The organism is Pseudomonas sp. MAG733B, assembly GCF_036884845.1.
Taxonomy (GTDB): Bacteria; Pseudomonadota; Gammaproteobacteria; order Pseudomonadales; family Pseudomonadaceae; genus Aquipseudomonas.
In genome coordinates this window covers 770,125-783,775 of sequence record NZ_CP145732.1, presented here as the reverse complement: position 1 = coordinate 783,775, position 13,651 = coordinate 770,125, and the positions used below count along the sequence as shown (strand labels likewise).

The following is a 13,651-nucleotide window of genomic DNA, read 5'->3' as shown; positions in this document are numbered from 1 at the left end:
TCCACTTCGAACAAGAGACCGCCGAATGAGCCGCGACAGTCGTCAACTGGAATCCGTCCTCCACCACGACATCCCCCTCACCCGGGACATGGGCGTCAAAGTGCTCGACTGGCACGACCAGCAACTGCGCCTGTACTTGCCGCTGGACGCCAACGTCAACCACAAGAGCACCATGTTCGGCGGCAGCCTGTACTGCGGCGCGGTGCTGGCCGGTTGGGGCTGGTTGCATTTGCGATTGAAAGAAGAAGGCATCACCGACGGGCACATCGTGATTCAGGAAGGGCAGATCAGCTATCCGCTGCCGGTGACCGGCGATGCCAATGCGATCTGCGTAGCGCCGGACCCGGTGATCTGGAAGAAATTCCTGACCACGTTCCAGCGCTACAGCCGAGCGCGGTTGACGCTGCATACGCGGGTCGTCAATGAAGGCCGTGATGAGGATGCGGTGCGCTTTACCGGACAGTATGTTTTGCACCGCTGAACTTGCAGGCTATGAAAAAACCTGTGGCGAGGGAGCTTGCTCCCGCTCGGCTGCGCAGCAGCCGCAAAACAATTGAAACGGGGCCGCTTCGCGCCCCAGCGGGAGCAAGCTCCCTCGCCACAAATATGCATGAAACTCAGGAGCGCGCGAGTTCCAGCAACTGCTCGCGCCACGCCGCCTTCGCCGGCAACGCCAAAAAGAACTCATTCAAAAGCGATTCCCGTGCCGGATAACAGAACGGCGCACCGCTCAGATCCAGCACCTCACCACCCGCGCCTTCCAGCACACCTTGCGCCGCCGCCGTGTCCCACTGCGAAGTCGGCGCCAGACGCGGATAGCAATCCGCTGCGCCTTCGGCCAACAGGCAAAACTTCAGCGAACTGCCGATATTCGCCAGTTGCAGCTCGCCCAAACTCGCGCTCAATCCGGCCAGCAAGCGCTCTTGCTCCGGGCTGGAATGACGGCGACTGGCAACCACGGTGAACGATTGACCGGGCGCCAGAGCATCACGCACCTCAATCGCCACCGGCGTCCCGCCTTTATCGCCACGCCACGCGCCCAGCCCGGCACCGCCGACATAGAAGCGGCCGTTAGTCGGCATCGACACCACGCCGAATACCACCTGGCCGTTTTCGATCAGGGCGATATTGACGGTGAACTCTTCGCTGCCGCTGATGAACTCCTTGGTGCCGTCCAGCGGATCGACCAGCCACCACCGATGCCATCCGGCACGCACGCTTTGGGGGATGTTGGCGTCTTCCTCGGACAACACCGGAATGCTCGGGTCCAGCGCCGTCAGCCCGGCCAGAATCAGGTAATGAGCCGCGAGGTCTGCGGCGGTGACAGGCGAATCATCAGCCTTGGCCGTCACCGCTGTACCGGTGCGCCAGAACGGCAAAATCGCTTCACCAGCCTTCAATGCCAGTTCAACCACGGGCGCCATCAACGGATGAGGGAAATTCATGGCTGAAACACCCCACGCTGGGTCAACAGATCACGGGCCAGGTACAGCGCCGCCAAGGCACGGCCCTCAGTGAATTGCGGGTTTTGCGCCAACGCCGACAGCTCGCGCAGGTTGACTTTGCCCAGGCCCATCGGCTCCGGTTCGTCACCTTCCAGACGTTCTTCGTAGAGATCGGTGGCCAGCACCACCTGGATCTTCTGGCTCATGTAGCCGGGCGACAACGACAGCTCGGTCAGATGCTCCAATTGCCGCGCACCAAAACCAGCCTCTTCCTTGAGCTCGCGCTCAGCTGCCGCCAACACGTCTTCGCCCGGCTCGATCAGGCCTTTGGGCAACGACAGTTCGTACTCATCGGTTCCGCCGCAATACTCCTCGACCAATACCGCGTGATCGGCATCGAGCATTGCCACGACCATCACCGCGCCATAACCTGCGCCCTTGCCGACCAAGCGTTCATAAGTGCGTTCCACGCCGTTGGAAAAGCGCAGTTTCAGCTCTTCGACGCAAAATAAACGGCTGGTGGCGACGATCTCGCGGGCGAGGATGGTGGGTTTCTGGCGCATGAGCGGCTCCTTGGCGTGAACGCGTTACTATACCCGGCCTATCCTGATTGTTTACCTCGGATATCTTTTTTACCGCTGGAGAAGTTTTTTATGTCACTGCTGCCCTGGCGCGACATCGACACCGTTCTGCTGGACATGGATGGCACGCTGCTGGACCTGCACTTCGACAACCATTTCTGGCTGGAGCATCTGCCCCAGCGCTACGCCGAGTTGCACGGAGTCAGCCGGGCCATGGCCGAGATGGAGTTGCATCCACTGTTCGAGCGCAACGCCGGCCAGCTGCAGTGGTACTGCCTGGATTTCTGGAGCGCCGAACTGAAGCTGTCAGTGCGCGACCTGAAACTGGAAACCGCACACCTGATCGCCCTGCGTCCGGATGCCGATACCTTTCTGGCGGCGATCAAGCAGGCCGGCAAACGCGTGGTGCTGATCACCAACGCTCACCGCGACGCCCTGTCACTGAAACTGGAAAAGATCGAACTGGCGCCGTATTTCGAGCGTTTGATCAGCTCTCATGATTACGGTTTCCCCAAGGAAAACCCGCAGTTCTGGGACGCGTTACAGGCCGACATCGGCTTCGATCCGGCACGCAGCCTGTTTATCGACGACACCTTGCCGATTTTGCGCAGTGCGCGGGATTTTGGTGTGGCGCATTTGCTGGCGGTGCGTGAACCCGACAGTCGCAAAGGCCCGAAGGACACGGCTGAGTTTGCGGCGGTCGGGGATTATCGGGATTTGATTGCAGGGCTTTAGACCGAGTTGTCCGCATCGCGGGCAAGCCCGCTCCCACAGGATCTGAGTCGTTCACGATGAATGCGAACGACGCGATTCCTGTGGGAGCGTGGCTTGCCCGCGATGGCCATCACGCGGTTTGACGACTTACTCAGGAATCCGCAACGTCTGCCCCGGATAAATTTTGTCCGGATGCGACAACATTGGTTTGTTGGCTTCAAAGATCTTATTGTACTGGTTGGCGCTGCCATACACGGCCAACGATATGGCGCTGAGCGTGTCGCCCTTCTTCACGACCACGAAGCGCGCAGCCGCGACGACAGGCCCGGTCACGGTGATCTGATCATCCACGCTACCGACACCGGCAATGTTGCCCACGGCCAGCAGGATTTTCTCTTTCTCTTCCTGGCTCGCCACATCGCCAGTCACGGTGACTTTGTCGCCATCAACCGTCGCCTGCACATTCGGGTTACCCAAGCCGACCTTGCTGATGTGTTCTTTCAACTGCTCACTGGCATTGGCATTGCCCGGCGTGAGCAAATCCAGCAGTTTTTCGCCTGCCTCTTTCACAAAGCTCAAAAGACTCATGGTGCACTCTCCTTGGGTTTGAGGTTCCAGACGCAAAAGCCTAGACCACGACCGTCACTTGCGAATCCAACCCGACCAATGACCCCGCTTGCGATAGAATCCGCACCTTCCCGAACCCTGGAGCGACGATGGACATCAAGCAGCTGAAATTCCTCATCGCGCTCGACGAAACCCGGCACTTCGGCCAGGCTGCCGCGCGCTGCCACATCACGCAGCCGACGCTGTCCATGCGCCTGCGCAGCCTCGAAGAAGAACTCGACTTGCCGCTGGTCAATCGCGGCCAGCGCTTCGAGGGTTTCACCGCGCCGGGCGAGCGAGTGCTGGCGTGGGCACGCACTGTGCTGGCCGCCTATGACGGCTTGTACGCCGAGGCAGCGGCCTGTCGCGGCAATCTGGTCGGCACCTTGCGTCTGGGCGTGGTGCCGCTGTCGAGCTTTGATCCGCTGCCGCTGCTGCAACGCCTGCACGCCGAACACCCGAACCTGCGCTTCGAACTGTCGGCGCTGAGTTCCGAACAAATCCTCGAACAACTGGCGAACAATCGTCTGGATCTCGGTGTTTCCTATCTGGAGCGTCTGGACGGTGAACACTTCGACTCACTGACTTTCAGCGAAACCCGCATGGGTCTGCTCTACGATCAGCGCTTCTTCACCTTTGGCGAGGCGCCGTTGAGTTGGGAATCGTTGATCGAACTACCGCTGGGCATGCTCACCAGCGGCATGCACTTCCGCCAGTCCATCGACCACAACTTCCACAGCCGTGGCCTCACCCCGCAACCGTTGTTGCAGACCGATGCGGTGCATCAACTGTTACAAGCTGTGCACGGCGGTCTGTGTTGCGCGGTCATGCCACTGGATGGTGGCCTCGAAGGCCTGACCGAACATTTGCGCCTGCAACCGATTGAAAACGCCCAGACCCTCGGCCGGCTGGGGCTGATTATGCGTCGCAGCGCTCCACGCTCGGCGCTGGCGGAAGCCTGTTTCGCGATCTATCAACAATCGCTGCTGGACTCTTGATCGACGGCATCTATCGGTAGATCAGTAATAGCGATTAGACGTGACACTTTGCCGCGCCTAGTCTTAAAGCTGATCAAACCCGTCGGTGATGCCATGAAAGCCAAGCGCCCTGCCTGCGCGGCGCCTGCCCTCGAAACGCCCGCGCCTTCCGCCAGCCAGACGTACAGCTACAGCAACCTCGAACACTCGGAATCGGACAGCACCGCGCTGGCCGAGGAAGTCGCGTTGGCGATTGCCTATAACGGCATCAGCCAGGCCGTCATGCTGGTGACGCCGACGGACCTCGAAGACTTCATCGTCGGCTTCAGCCTGGGCAGCGGCATCATCGAAGACGCCACCGACATCTATGACCTGCAACTCAGCGGCTCGGGGTCGGCGCAATACGCGCAGGTGACCATCGCCAATCGCGCGTTCTGGAACCTCAAGCTGCAACGTCGGCAACTGGCCGGCACCAGCGGTTGCGGGCTCTGCGGCGTGGAAGCGGTCGAGCAAGCGTTGCCGGATCTCAAAGTGTTGCCCGGCGCACCACTGCCGCCCGCCGAATGGCTGGACGGCTTGCGTCAACGCATCGGTGCGTTTCAGCCGTTGGGCCAATACAGCGGCGCGGTGCATGCGGCGGTGTTCATGAACGGCCAAGGCGAGTTGTTGCTCGGTCGTGAAGACATTGGCCGGCACAACGCCCTCGATAAATTGATCGGCGGACTGGTCCGCCAGAACATTTCAACCGCAGGCGGACTGGCGATTGTCACCAGCCGTTGCAGTCTCGAACTGATCCAGAAAGTTTTGCGCGCCGGCATCCAGACCCTGGTCAGCCTGTCGTCGCCCACGGGCCTTGCCGTGCAATGGGCCCGTCGCCACAACCTCAACCTCATCCATCTGCCACAGAAGAATGCGCCGCGGGTCTATAGCCCGGCTTTGGAGAATCAAGCGTGAGTCAACACCGTCAAGCCGACCAGACACCCGTTCCTCGCTACAAACCCTACAAAGGTCCGGCCGGCGGTTGGGGCGCACTGATCAGCGTCGCCCAAGCCTGGTTGACCAGCGACAACGCGCTGAAAAACCTGCGCATGATGCTCAAGACCAACAAGAACGGCGGCTTCGACTGCCCCGGTTGCGCCTGGGGCGATTCCAATGAAGCCGGCATGGTGGCGTTCTGCGAGAACGGCGCCAAAGCGGTGAACTGGGAAGCGACCAAACGGCGTGTCGATGGCAAATTCTTCGCCAAACACAGCGTCACCTCGTTGCTGGAACAAAGCGATTACTGGCTTGAATACCAGGGTCGCCTGACTGAGCCATTGATCTACAACGCTGAAACCGATCGCTATCAACCGATCAGTTGGGACGACGCGTTTGCGCTGATCGCCAAACACCTTAAAGGCTTGTCGAGCCCGGACCAGGCTGAGTTCTACACCTCGGGTCGTGCCAGCAACGAAGCGGCGTATCTCTATCAGCTGTTCGTGCGTGCCTATGGCACCAACAACTTCCCCGACTGCTCGAACATGTGCCACGAGGCCAGCGGCGTCGCGTTGTCGCAAAGCGTCGGTGTCGGCAAAGGCACCGTGACCTTCGACGACTTCGAACACGCCGATGCGATTTTCGTCTGGGGACAGAACCCCGGCACCAACCACCCGCGGATGCTCGAACCACTGCGTGAAGCGGTGAAACGCGGAGCGCAGGTGGTGTGCATCAACCCGTTGAAAGAGCGCGGACTGGAACGTTTCCAGCACCCGCAGCACCCACTCGAAATGCTCACCAACGGCGACAAGCCGACCAACACCGCATACTTCCGTCCGGCACTGGGTGGCGACATGGCGGTGATGCGCGGCATGGCGAAATTCCTGCTGCAATGGGAGCGCGATGCACAGAAGGCTGGCGCTGCGGCGGTGTTCGATCACGGTTTCCTCAACGAACACAGCGTCAACGTGCTGGATTACCTGGCCGCCATCGACGACACCCCGTGGGAGCAGATCGTCGAGCAGTCCGGCCTGACCCTTGTTGAAATCGAGCAAGCGGCGCGCATGTACCTCAAGGGCAAGAACGTCATCATGTGCTGGGCAATGGGCATCACCCAGCACCGCCATTCGGTGGCGACCATCCAGGAAATCTCCAACCTGATGCTGCTGCGCGGCAACATCGGTCGGCCGGGCGCGGGCCTGTGCCCGGTGCGTGGCCACAGTAACGTGCAGGGCGACCGGACCATGGGCATCAACGAGCGTCCGCCAGTGGCGTTCCTCGACTCGTTGGAACGCCGCTTCCAGTTCAAGGTACCGCGTGAAAACGGCCACAACGTGGTCGAAGCGATCCACGCCATGGCCGAAGGTCGGGCAAAAGTGTTCATCGCCCTGGGCGGCAACTTCGCCCAAGCCACCCCCGACAGCCCACGCACCTTCAAGGCGCTGAGCAATTGCGACCTGACCGTGCAGATCAGCACCAAACTCAACCGCAGCCATCTGGCCCACGGTAAAGACGCGCTGATCCTGCCGTGCCTGGGCCGGACCGATATCGACCGCCAAGCTGAAGGTCCTCAAGCGGTAACGGTCGAAGACTCGTTCAGCATGGTCCACGCCTCCAACGGCCAATTGGAGCCGCTGTCGAACCAGATGCGTTCGGAGCCGGCGATTCTGGCCGGCATTGCGGCCGCCACACTGGGCAGCCATCCGGTGGACTGGAACTGGCTGGTGGCCGATTACCGGCGCATCCGCGACCTGATCGCCGATACCATTCCCAACTTCAAAGACTTCAACGAGAAGATCAAGAACCCGGGTGGCTTCTATCTGGGCAACAGCGCCGGAGCGCGCAAGTGGAACACCGCATCGGGCCGGGCCAATTTCAAACCGAACATGCTGCCCAAGGATCTGGTGCACGAACGCACCCGCGCCACCGGCAAGTTGCCGGACCTGATCATGCAATCGATGCGCTCCCACGATCAGTACAACACCACGATCTACGGTCTCAACGATCGTTATCGCGGAGTGAAGGGGCAGCGTGATGTGCTGTTCGTCAACGAAGCCGACATCATTCGCCTGGGCTTCAAGCCGGGGCAGAAGGCCGACATCGTTTCGCTCTGGGATGATGGAGTTGAACGTCGGGTGAAGGGCTTCACGCTGCTGGCGTTCGATATCCCGGCCGGGCAAGCGGCGGCGTACTACCCGGAGGTGAACCCGCTGGTGCCTCTGGAAAGCACTGGGGATGGCAGCCATACACCGACGTCTAAGTTCGTCGCGATCCGGTTGGAAGCGGCGAGTGAGACCGGGTTGATCATGGCCAGGTCGGCGTAACAAAAAATCAAAAGATCGCAGCCTGCGGCAGCTCCTACATCGATCCCTGTAGGAGCTGCCGCAGGCTGCGATCTTTTTGCAATGCCACTGCAACTTTCCAAACGCCCACAAAAAAGGCCGTTTTCTAACGAAAACGACCTTTGTGAAGTAATAAAAGACCGGCGAAAAATCGTTAAGTTCCGCCCAAAAAACAGCAACTTATAGAAATGTGCTCAAGTCGTGTTACTCGTCGGATTTCGATTGTCACACCCATGACACAGCCTCAGGATCGCGCCGTCATCCCCTTGAGGTTCCTCCATGAAGTTCTCCTCGATTCTCTTGTTGTCCCTTGGCCTGGTCAGTGGCATTGCCTCTGCTGGCGGCACCACCGAAGCAGGTGTGGGCGGCGCATTGGGCGGGGTTTTGGGCTCAGTCGTCGGCCAGTCGATTGGCGGCAATACCGGTTCCACCATTGGCGCAGCCTTGGGCGGCGCGGGTGGTAGCGCAGTCGGCGCAGACAAACGCAGCCGTGGCGAAGCCGCCATCGGTGGTGCGTTGGGCGCAGCAGGCGGTAACGTGGTCGGCCGCAGCATGGGCGGCACCACCGGCAGCCTGATCGGCTCCGCAGCAGGCGGCGGCGCTGGCGGCGCGCTGGGTAACTATATGGGCAACAAGAGCGATGACGACGACGATGATCGTCATTCCCATCGCGGCCGTGATGATCGTCGCTACTACCGTGATGGCCACCCGGGCCGCGGCCATGCCTATGGCCATCGCAAGCACCACAAGCACTACCGCCATCGCGACTGACCGAAAAGGTCTCGCTGGAGAGGTAAAAAAATCGCAGCCCGAGGGCTGCGATTTTTTTTGCCTGTTTCTTACATCACCAAGCGCTCCAAAGCCTCGCGCAACTGGCTCGGGATCGACACCGGCAGATTGGAACCGCGGTCGACAAATACATGCACGAACCGCCCCGCAGCACAGGCCTCATCGTCCCCTTGCTTGAACACCGCCAACTCATACTGCACCGAACTGTTGCCCAGCTTGCCTACCCGCAATCCGATTTCGATCCGGTCCGGGAACGCGATGGAAGCGAAGTAATCGCACGCCGAGCTCACCACGAACCCCACCACCTCGCCGTCATGGATATCCAGCCCGCCCACTTCGATCAGGTAGGTGTTCACCGCCGTGTCGAAAAAGCTGTAGTAGGTCACGTTGTTCACGTGACCGTAGGCATCGTTGTCGTGCCAGCGTGTGGTAATGGGTTGGAAGTGTGGGTAGTCGGTGCGTTGGGGCATCAATGGGGTCCTTTCATGATTTCGAGTGGAGTTTACTTGTCAGCGAATCCCTTACCCACCGCTGCCAACTCACCAATCAACCGCGCCGGCTGCCAGTGATCACCCTGGCGAGTCTCCAGCGCCAGCAAGCGTTGATGAATGTCTGCCAATCCCTGTTGATCTGCCCAGGCCATTGGCCCGCCCTTGTCTGCCGGGAAGCCATAGCCATTGAGATACACCAGATCGATGTCGTGGGCTGACCCGGCGATACCTTCCTGAAGGATTTTTGCGCCTTCATTGACCAGCGCCAGCAAGCAGCGCTCCAGAATCTCCTCCGGGCTGATCTCACGACGATGGAAACCCAGCCCTTCGCTGACTTCCAGCACCAGTGCATCGACCAGAGGATCGTGCTCAGCCTGACGGCTGCCCGGCTCATAGTGGTAAAAACCGTTGCCGCTCTTCTGGCCGAAACGGCCCAGCTCACACAGACGGTTATCCACCTGAACCTCAGGCGCATCCTGCCCCACACCCGATAGTTGCCGGGCGCGCCATTGCAGGTCCACGCCGACGACGTCGAACATGCGGAACGGCCCCATGGCGAAACCGAAACCTTGCAACGCCGCATCCACCTGATAGGGGTAAGCACCCTCCAGCAGCATCTTGCGCGCCTCCAATACATAGGTATTGAGCATGCGGTTGCCAATGAAACCGTCGCAATTGCCCGCCACCACACTGACCTTGCCCATGCGCTTGCCCAGCGCCAGCGCAGCCTCAAGCACCGCCGGAGCCGTCTGGGCACCACGGACGATTTCCAGCAGTTTCATGATGTGTGCAGGGCTGAAAAAGTGCAGACCCAGGACTTGTTGCGGACGGCGGGTAACGGCGGCGATGGCGTCGATATCCAGTGCCGAGGTGTTGCTGGCCAGAATGGCTTCGGGTTTGAGCAGGCCGTCCAGCTCGCGGAAGATCGACTGCTTGAGTTCGAGGTTTTCGTACACCGCTTCGATTACCAAGTCGACATCCCGGATGGCCTCGTAATTGGCGGCAGCCGAGACTCGGGCGATACGCGCGTCGGCTTCCGCCTGATCAATACGTTCCTGGCGCACGCTGTGAGCATAGGTGTCCGCCACGGTGACCAGCGCTTGCTCAAGCATCTGCGGATTGTTATCAACCCACTGCACCGCGACCCCGGCGTTGGCCAGGCACATGACAATGCCACGGCCCATGGTGCCCGCGCCGATCACGGCTGCGCGCTGAATGTTGAACGGTGTCTGGCTCATATCTTGTTCTCTTGTTGGCGATCCAAAGACAGCCCTCACCATAGTCAGCCCGCGCGCTTTTTTGAAATTTATTCCTGTGATGAGCAACATTCAGCGGATGGATGCTACCCGCCACGCTTCCACCCACTCCCGCACCTCGGCATACGGATAATCCTCCAACACCGCAAACCCCGAAATGGCCCGCGCCTTGAGTTTGGTGAACAACGGCACGCTGATCCCGCACAGAAACCGCGTTACCCGCTCGGCCGACGGCACGCTACCCGTGTGTTGCTCATGCTTGTGGATAAACCCGCCACACAGCGCTTCGAAGTTTTTATCCACAAGCGCAGGCAATGCAGGAGGTTCGGGCAGCCGCGCCACTTGCCCGTGACACACCGAACAATGTCCGCACTGCTGCGGAGCGTTGCTGTCGCCGAAATACTCCGCCAGGCGATAACCCAGGCAACGGTCAGTGGCAAACAGATCCAGCATTGCGTGAATTCGCGCGATTTCGGTTTGTTCGTGTTGAGTGAAACCGGCGTGAAGTTCAATGCTGAGTGCCTGAGCGTCAAAGTCCGTTTGCAACAGGCTGTAGACCTCGGTCATCAGCTTGCTTTCAAGCTCGACCCAGCCCTTCTCCTGGAAATAATCCAGCGCCTTGACCACCCGGTTTCGCTCGGCCTGATGATGCTCGTACAACGCGTCGAAATTCACCGTGGCCCAGCTCCGCGCCCGCTTGGAGGTCTGGATGATCGCCGAAACGAATTCCCTGCGCTCGCCTTCGAAACGGGCCAGTAATACCTCGGGTTCCTCCAGGTATTTGAAACGGTATTCGGCGTAGTAGGCGTAGCGCGGAGCGATGATTCCACGCAGCTCCAATTGCACCAGCAAGGTCTTGAGCGGCAGCTGACGAATGTTGCTATTATCCGCCAGGGGCCCCAGTAGAAATTCCCACTCCCCCTGTGGCGTGCAGGCCTGCAATTCGTCGAGCACATGGCGGATACCGTCGAGCTCAGGGGTATCGCCGAACACAAAGTTTTCCAGCACGTTGAGGCTGTCGCGGTTGGCTAGCACCAGGCAATCCGATGGCTGCCCGTCACGCCCGGCGCGGCCGATTTCCTGGCTGTAGTTTTCGATGGATTTGGGCAAGTCGAAATGCACGACGTTGCGGATGTTGCTCTTGTCGATGCCCATGCCGAAGGCGATGGTCGCGACGATGCAATTGGACTGTCCGCCCATGAAACGTTTTTGGATGCCGTCACGTTGATCGTGGGGCAAACCGGCGTGATAGGCCTCGGCCTGAATGCCGTTGCGTTGCAGATGTTCGGCTATGTGCTCGGCGGTTTTTTGCAGGGTGACGTAGACAATGCTCGGCTGGCCAGGTCGCTCGTTCATCCATTCGACCAAGCGTCGACGTTTGTCGTTTCCGCGAACCGGCTCCACCCATAGATTGAGGTTCGGCCGATAGAAACCGGTGGTCACCACGTCATCGGGAGCGATGGCGAATTTCGCCTGCATGTCGACGATCACCTTGGGCGTCGCGGTAGCCGTCAGCAGCAAGACTTGTGGGATGTTGAACTGGCGCTGGTAATCCGGAAGCTTGAGGTAATCCGGGCGGAAGTTGTGGCCCCATTCCGAGATGCAGTGCGCTTCGTCCACCACCAGCAACGAGATCGGCACTTGCTGCAGGAAATTGCGGAACCGCTCGTTCTTCAGGCGCTCCACCGAGATCATCAAAATTTTCAACTCACCGGACTTGGCGCGCGCCATCACGTCGCTGGCGTCATCGCGGCTCTGCGCCGAATCGATACTACCCGCTGCAATGCCATGGCGTTGCAGGAACGCCAATTGGTCCTGCATCAACGCCAGCAACGGCGAGACCACCAGCGTCAGGTGCGGTAGCAGTACGGCCGATAATTGATAGCACAGGGACTTGCCGGAACCGGTGGGAAAAATAGCCGCCGCCGAACGCCCCGCCAGCACGGCGCTGACGGTTTTCTCCTGACCGGGTCGAAACTGTGGATAACCGAAAACCTGTTCCAGGGTGTTGTGCATAAGCTGTCACTCCGTTGACTGCTGCGATGGGCAAAGCCTAGCCGGCGAATGCAGCGAGTCGAGAAAAGGTCGGGGCTAAAAACGATACGGGATGATACAGCGGATGGCTTGGAAGACTTGAGGGATGTGGGGACTGTCAGATGGCTATCGCTAGCAGGCTAGCTCCCACACTGAATCTTCGGTGCCCACCAACCCCCTGTGGGAGCTAGCCTGCTAGCGATGGGGTCCAGCACAGTCACCACAAAACCCGAAATAACCTACAGCATCTGAGGCACCGTGACCCACCCTGTAGTCCCTTTCCTCAAACCCCGACAAACCCCCTACAAATCCTGTCGACCTCAGCCGTCTTGTCGCACAACACCACGCGCTTCTATAGTCTGCGGCGCGGCTGAAAACAGTGTCTCGGCCTGCCGGGCACACTTGCCGATTTCGCACAGGACAACCCTCGATGAACAGCCCCGACCCACTGACCGACCGCTACCGCCCACTCAAAACCCGCTACAGCGAAACACCGGTCTTGGTCATCGACACCGAAGCCGACCCCTTCGAAATCCTCGACGCCGCCCGCCAACGCATCCGCGCCGCCAGCGACCTGCTCGAAACCCTCTATTGCCTGTGCTTCAAACAGGCCGACGCCAGCGACATCCCCAACATCGTCAGCGCCCTGTACCTGCTGACCCAGGATGGCAACGACCTGCTCGACATCGCCCGCCAACGCCTGCCGAAACTCACCGGCTAAGTCCCCCCCCCATTCCCTGTGGGAGCTGGCTTGCCAGCGATGAACGATAACGCGGTGCCATGTGGATAAGTCCGTCAGCAACGCCCTATCAAAGCTTCGGCAACGTCCTACAAAAGAAGACACCTTGTCGGCTATCGCTGCCTAGCTACGAACATTTACTGTCCCTGCATCGCTGCAAATTCAGCGATCAGGTTTGGTCACCTGAGAACAACGCACACATGTGTGCCATCATTCGCGCCGCGGACATCTATGTCCTCGTAGTGTTTTGTTATGGCGGCTGTGTGTGGGACGCCCTCGGGCGAGCCGATTTGTTGTTCTCGGTTGACCAAGCCTGCGCACAGTCCGCCTCCCATCGTTTGGTCACGGTGCTGGCGGTAACTTAACAACAAACCGAGTACCTCTGATGCCAACTCTTAATCCGTTTCCAAATCGCTACCGCCCATTGCAAACAAGCCTCACCGACACCACACCCCTAATCATCGACACAGAAGCCAACCCCCAAGACATCCTCGAATCCGCCCTCCAGCGCATCCGCGCGTCCAGCGAACTGCTCCGAACCCTGCACTGCCAAAGCTTCCTCGAAGGCGACATCGAAGACATCCCACACATCACCCACGCGCTCTACCTGCTCACCCAGGACGGCTGCGACCTGCTCAAAGTCGCTCAGCAACGCATGCTCAACTGGAAAGCACCAGCCTGACGCTATTCAGCCAGCACGCC

General features: G+C 59.8%; 14 protein-coding genes. 8 read left to right on the top strand and 6 right to left on the bottom strand.

Going from position 1 to position 13,651, the window contains the following annotated elements; genetic code table 11:
- Positions 1 to 25 precede the first annotated feature (25 nt).
- A complete protein-coding gene (locus V6Z53_RS03625) occupies positions 26 to 481 on the top strand; it encodes a YiiD C-terminal domain-containing protein (protein WP_338584189.1) in 456 nt (151 codons plus the stop codon).
- Between the two features lie 136 nt (positions 482 to 617).
- Here the strand turns inward: V6Z53_RS03625 and cysQ are convergent, their stop codons facing one another.
- Positions 618 to 1,445: a 3'(2'),5'-bisphosphate nucleotidase CysQ gene (gene cysQ / locus V6Z53_RS03620; protein ID WP_338584188.1), complete on the bottom strand. Its 828-nt coding sequence runs from the start codon at positions 1,443 to 1,445 to the stop codon at positions 618 to 620.
- Positions 1,442 to 2,008 carry an ADP compounds hydrolase NudE gene (nudE, locus tag V6Z53_RS03615; RefSeq protein WP_338584187.1) on the bottom strand — a complete coding sequence of 189 codons (567 nt, stop codon included), beginning with the start codon at positions 2,006 to 2,008 and terminating at the stop codon, positions 1,442 to 1,444. Before nudE ends, cysQ begins: the two co-directional genes overlap by 4 nt.
- Positions 2,009 to 2,098: 90 nt before the next feature.
- On the opposite strand from nudE, the gene yrfG reads away from it, so the two are divergent.
- Positions 2,099 to 2,761 (top strand): GMP/IMP nucleotidase, encoded by a 663-nt coding sequence (yrfG, locus tag V6Z53_RS03610; protein ID WP_338584186.1) that lies wholly within the window; start codon positions 2,099 to 2,101, stop codon positions 2,759 to 2,761.
- A 126-nt stretch (positions 2,762 to 2,887) separates the two neighbouring features.
- Here yrfG and lysM read toward each other — a convergent pair whose 3' ends face one another.
- The gene (gene lysM / locus V6Z53_RS03605) at positions 2,888 to 3,328 is read right to left on the bottom strand and encodes a peptidoglycan-binding protein LysM (protein WP_338584185.1); all 441 of its coding nucleotides are present in this window, start codon (positions 3,326 to 3,328) and stop codon (positions 2,888 to 2,890) included.
- Positions 3,329 to 3,456: 128 nt separating this feature from the next.
- Between lysM and V6Z53_RS03600 the strand changes: the two genes are divergently transcribed.
- The 4 genes from V6Z53_RS03600 to V6Z53_RS03585 all read left to right on the top strand — a co-directional run bounded on the left by V6Z53_RS03600 (position 3,457) and on the right by V6Z53_RS03585 (position 8,411).
- Positions 3,457 to 4,344, top strand: a complete 888-nt coding sequence (locus V6Z53_RS03600; protein ID WP_338584184.1) for a LysR family transcriptional regulator — start codon at positions 3,457 to 3,459, stop codon at positions 4,342 to 4,344.
- 93 nt (positions 4,345 to 4,437) lie between these two features.
- A complete protein-coding gene (gene fdhD, locus V6Z53_RS03595; protein ID WP_338584183.1) occupies positions 4,438 to 5,277 on the top strand; it encodes a formate dehydrogenase accessory sulfurtransferase FdhD in 840 nt (279 codons plus the stop codon).
- On the top strand, positions 5,274 to 7,622 hold the full coding sequence (locus V6Z53_RS03590) for an FdhF/YdeP family oxidoreductase (protein WP_338584182.1): 2,349 nt from the start codon (positions 5,274 to 5,276) through the stop codon (positions 7,620 to 7,622). Before fdhD ends, V6Z53_RS03590 begins: the two co-directional genes overlap by 4 nt.
- Before the next feature lie 297 nt (positions 7,623 to 7,919).
- The gene (locus V6Z53_RS03585; protein WP_338584181.1) at positions 7,920 to 8,411 is read left to right on the top strand and encodes a glycine zipper domain-containing protein; all 492 of its coding nucleotides are present in this window, start codon (positions 7,920 to 7,922) and stop codon (positions 8,409 to 8,411) included.
- Between the two features lie 68 nt (positions 8,412 to 8,479).
- Here V6Z53_RS03585 and V6Z53_RS03580 read toward each other — a convergent pair whose 3' ends face one another.
- The 3 genes from V6Z53_RS03580 to V6Z53_RS03570 all read right to left on the bottom strand — a co-directional run bounded on the left by V6Z53_RS03580 (position 8,480) and on the right by V6Z53_RS03570 (position 12,192).
- Positions 8,480 to 8,899, bottom strand: coding sequence for a thioesterase family protein (locus tag V6Z53_RS03580; RefSeq protein ID WP_338584180.1), 420 nt, complete (start codon positions 8,897 to 8,899; stop codon positions 8,480 to 8,482).
- A 32-nt stretch (positions 8,900 to 8,931) separates the two neighbouring features.
- Complete coding sequence (locus V6Z53_RS03575; protein ID WP_338584179.1) at positions 8,932 to 10,158, bottom strand: 3-hydroxyacyl-CoA dehydrogenase NAD-binding domain-containing protein; 1,227 nt, start codon at positions 10,156 to 10,158, stop codon at positions 8,932 to 8,934.
- Between the two features lie 90 nt (positions 10,159 to 10,248).
- Positions 10,249 to 12,192 carry an ATP-dependent DNA helicase RecQ gene (locus V6Z53_RS03570; protein ID WP_338584178.1) on the bottom strand — a complete coding sequence of 648 codons (1,944 nt, stop codon included), beginning with the start codon at positions 12,190 to 12,192 and terminating at the stop codon, positions 10,249 to 10,251.
- 448 nt (positions 12,193 to 12,640) lie between these two features.
- Between V6Z53_RS03570 and V6Z53_RS03565 the strand changes: the two genes are divergently transcribed.
- Positions 12,641 to 12,931, top strand: a complete 291-nt coding sequence (locus V6Z53_RS03565) for a hypothetical protein (protein ID WP_217873385.1) — start codon at positions 12,641 to 12,643, stop codon at positions 12,929 to 12,931.
- A gap of 403 nt (positions 12,932 to 13,334) precedes the next feature.
- Complete coding sequence (locus tag V6Z53_RS03560; protein ID WP_338584177.1) at positions 13,335 to 13,631, top strand: hypothetical protein; 297 nt, start codon at positions 13,335 to 13,337, stop codon at positions 13,629 to 13,631.
- The last annotated feature ends 20 nt before the right edge of the window (positions 13,632 to 13,651 follow it).

Coding starts and splice junctions, on each gene's coding strand:
- V6Z53_RS03570 (WP_338584178.1), bottom strand. CDS start 12,192: ATGCACAACACCCTGGAACAGGTTTTCGGTTATCCACAGTTTCGACCC.
- lysM (WP_338584185.1), bottom strand. CDS start 3,328: ATGAGTCTTTTGAGCTTTGTGAAAGAGGCAGGCGAAAAACTGCTGGAT.
- V6Z53_RS03565 (WP_217873385.1), top strand. CDS start 12,641: ATGAACAGCCCCGACCCACTGACCGACCGCTACCGCCCACTCAAAACC.
- V6Z53_RS03560 (WP_338584177.1), top strand. CDS start 13,335: ATGCCAACTCTTAATCCGTTTCCAAATCGCTACCGCCCATTGCAAACA.
- yrfG (WP_338584186.1), top strand. CDS start 2,099: ATGTCACTGCTGCCCTGGCGCGACATCGACACCGTTCTGCTGGACATG.
- V6Z53_RS03580 (WP_338584180.1), bottom strand. CDS start 8,899: ATGCCCCAACGCACCGACTACCCACACTTCCAACCCATTACCACACGC.
- cysQ (WP_338584188.1), bottom strand. CDS start 1,445: ATGAATTTCCCTCATCCGTTGATGGCGCCCGTGGTTGAACTGGCATTG.
- V6Z53_RS03575 (WP_338584179.1), bottom strand. CDS start 10,158: ATGAGCCAGACACCGTTCAACATTCAGCGCGCAGCCGTGATCGGCGCG.
- nudE (WP_338584187.1), bottom strand. CDS start 2,008: ATGCGCCAGAAACCCACCATCCTCGCCCGCGAGATCGTCGCCACCAGC.
- V6Z53_RS03600 (WP_338584184.1), top strand. CDS start 3,457: ATGGACATCAAGCAGCTGAAATTCCTCATCGCGCTCGACGAAACCCGG.
- fdhD (WP_338584183.1), top strand. CDS start 4,438: ATGAAAGCCAAGCGCCCTGCCTGCGCGGCGCCTGCCCTCGAAACGCCC.
- V6Z53_RS03585 (WP_338584181.1), top strand. CDS start 7,920: ATGAAGTTCTCCTCGATTCTCTTGTTGTCCCTTGGCCTGGTCAGTGGC.
- V6Z53_RS03625 (WP_338584189.1), top strand. CDS start 26: ATGAGCCGCGACAGTCGTCAACTGGAATCCGTCCTCCACCACGACATC.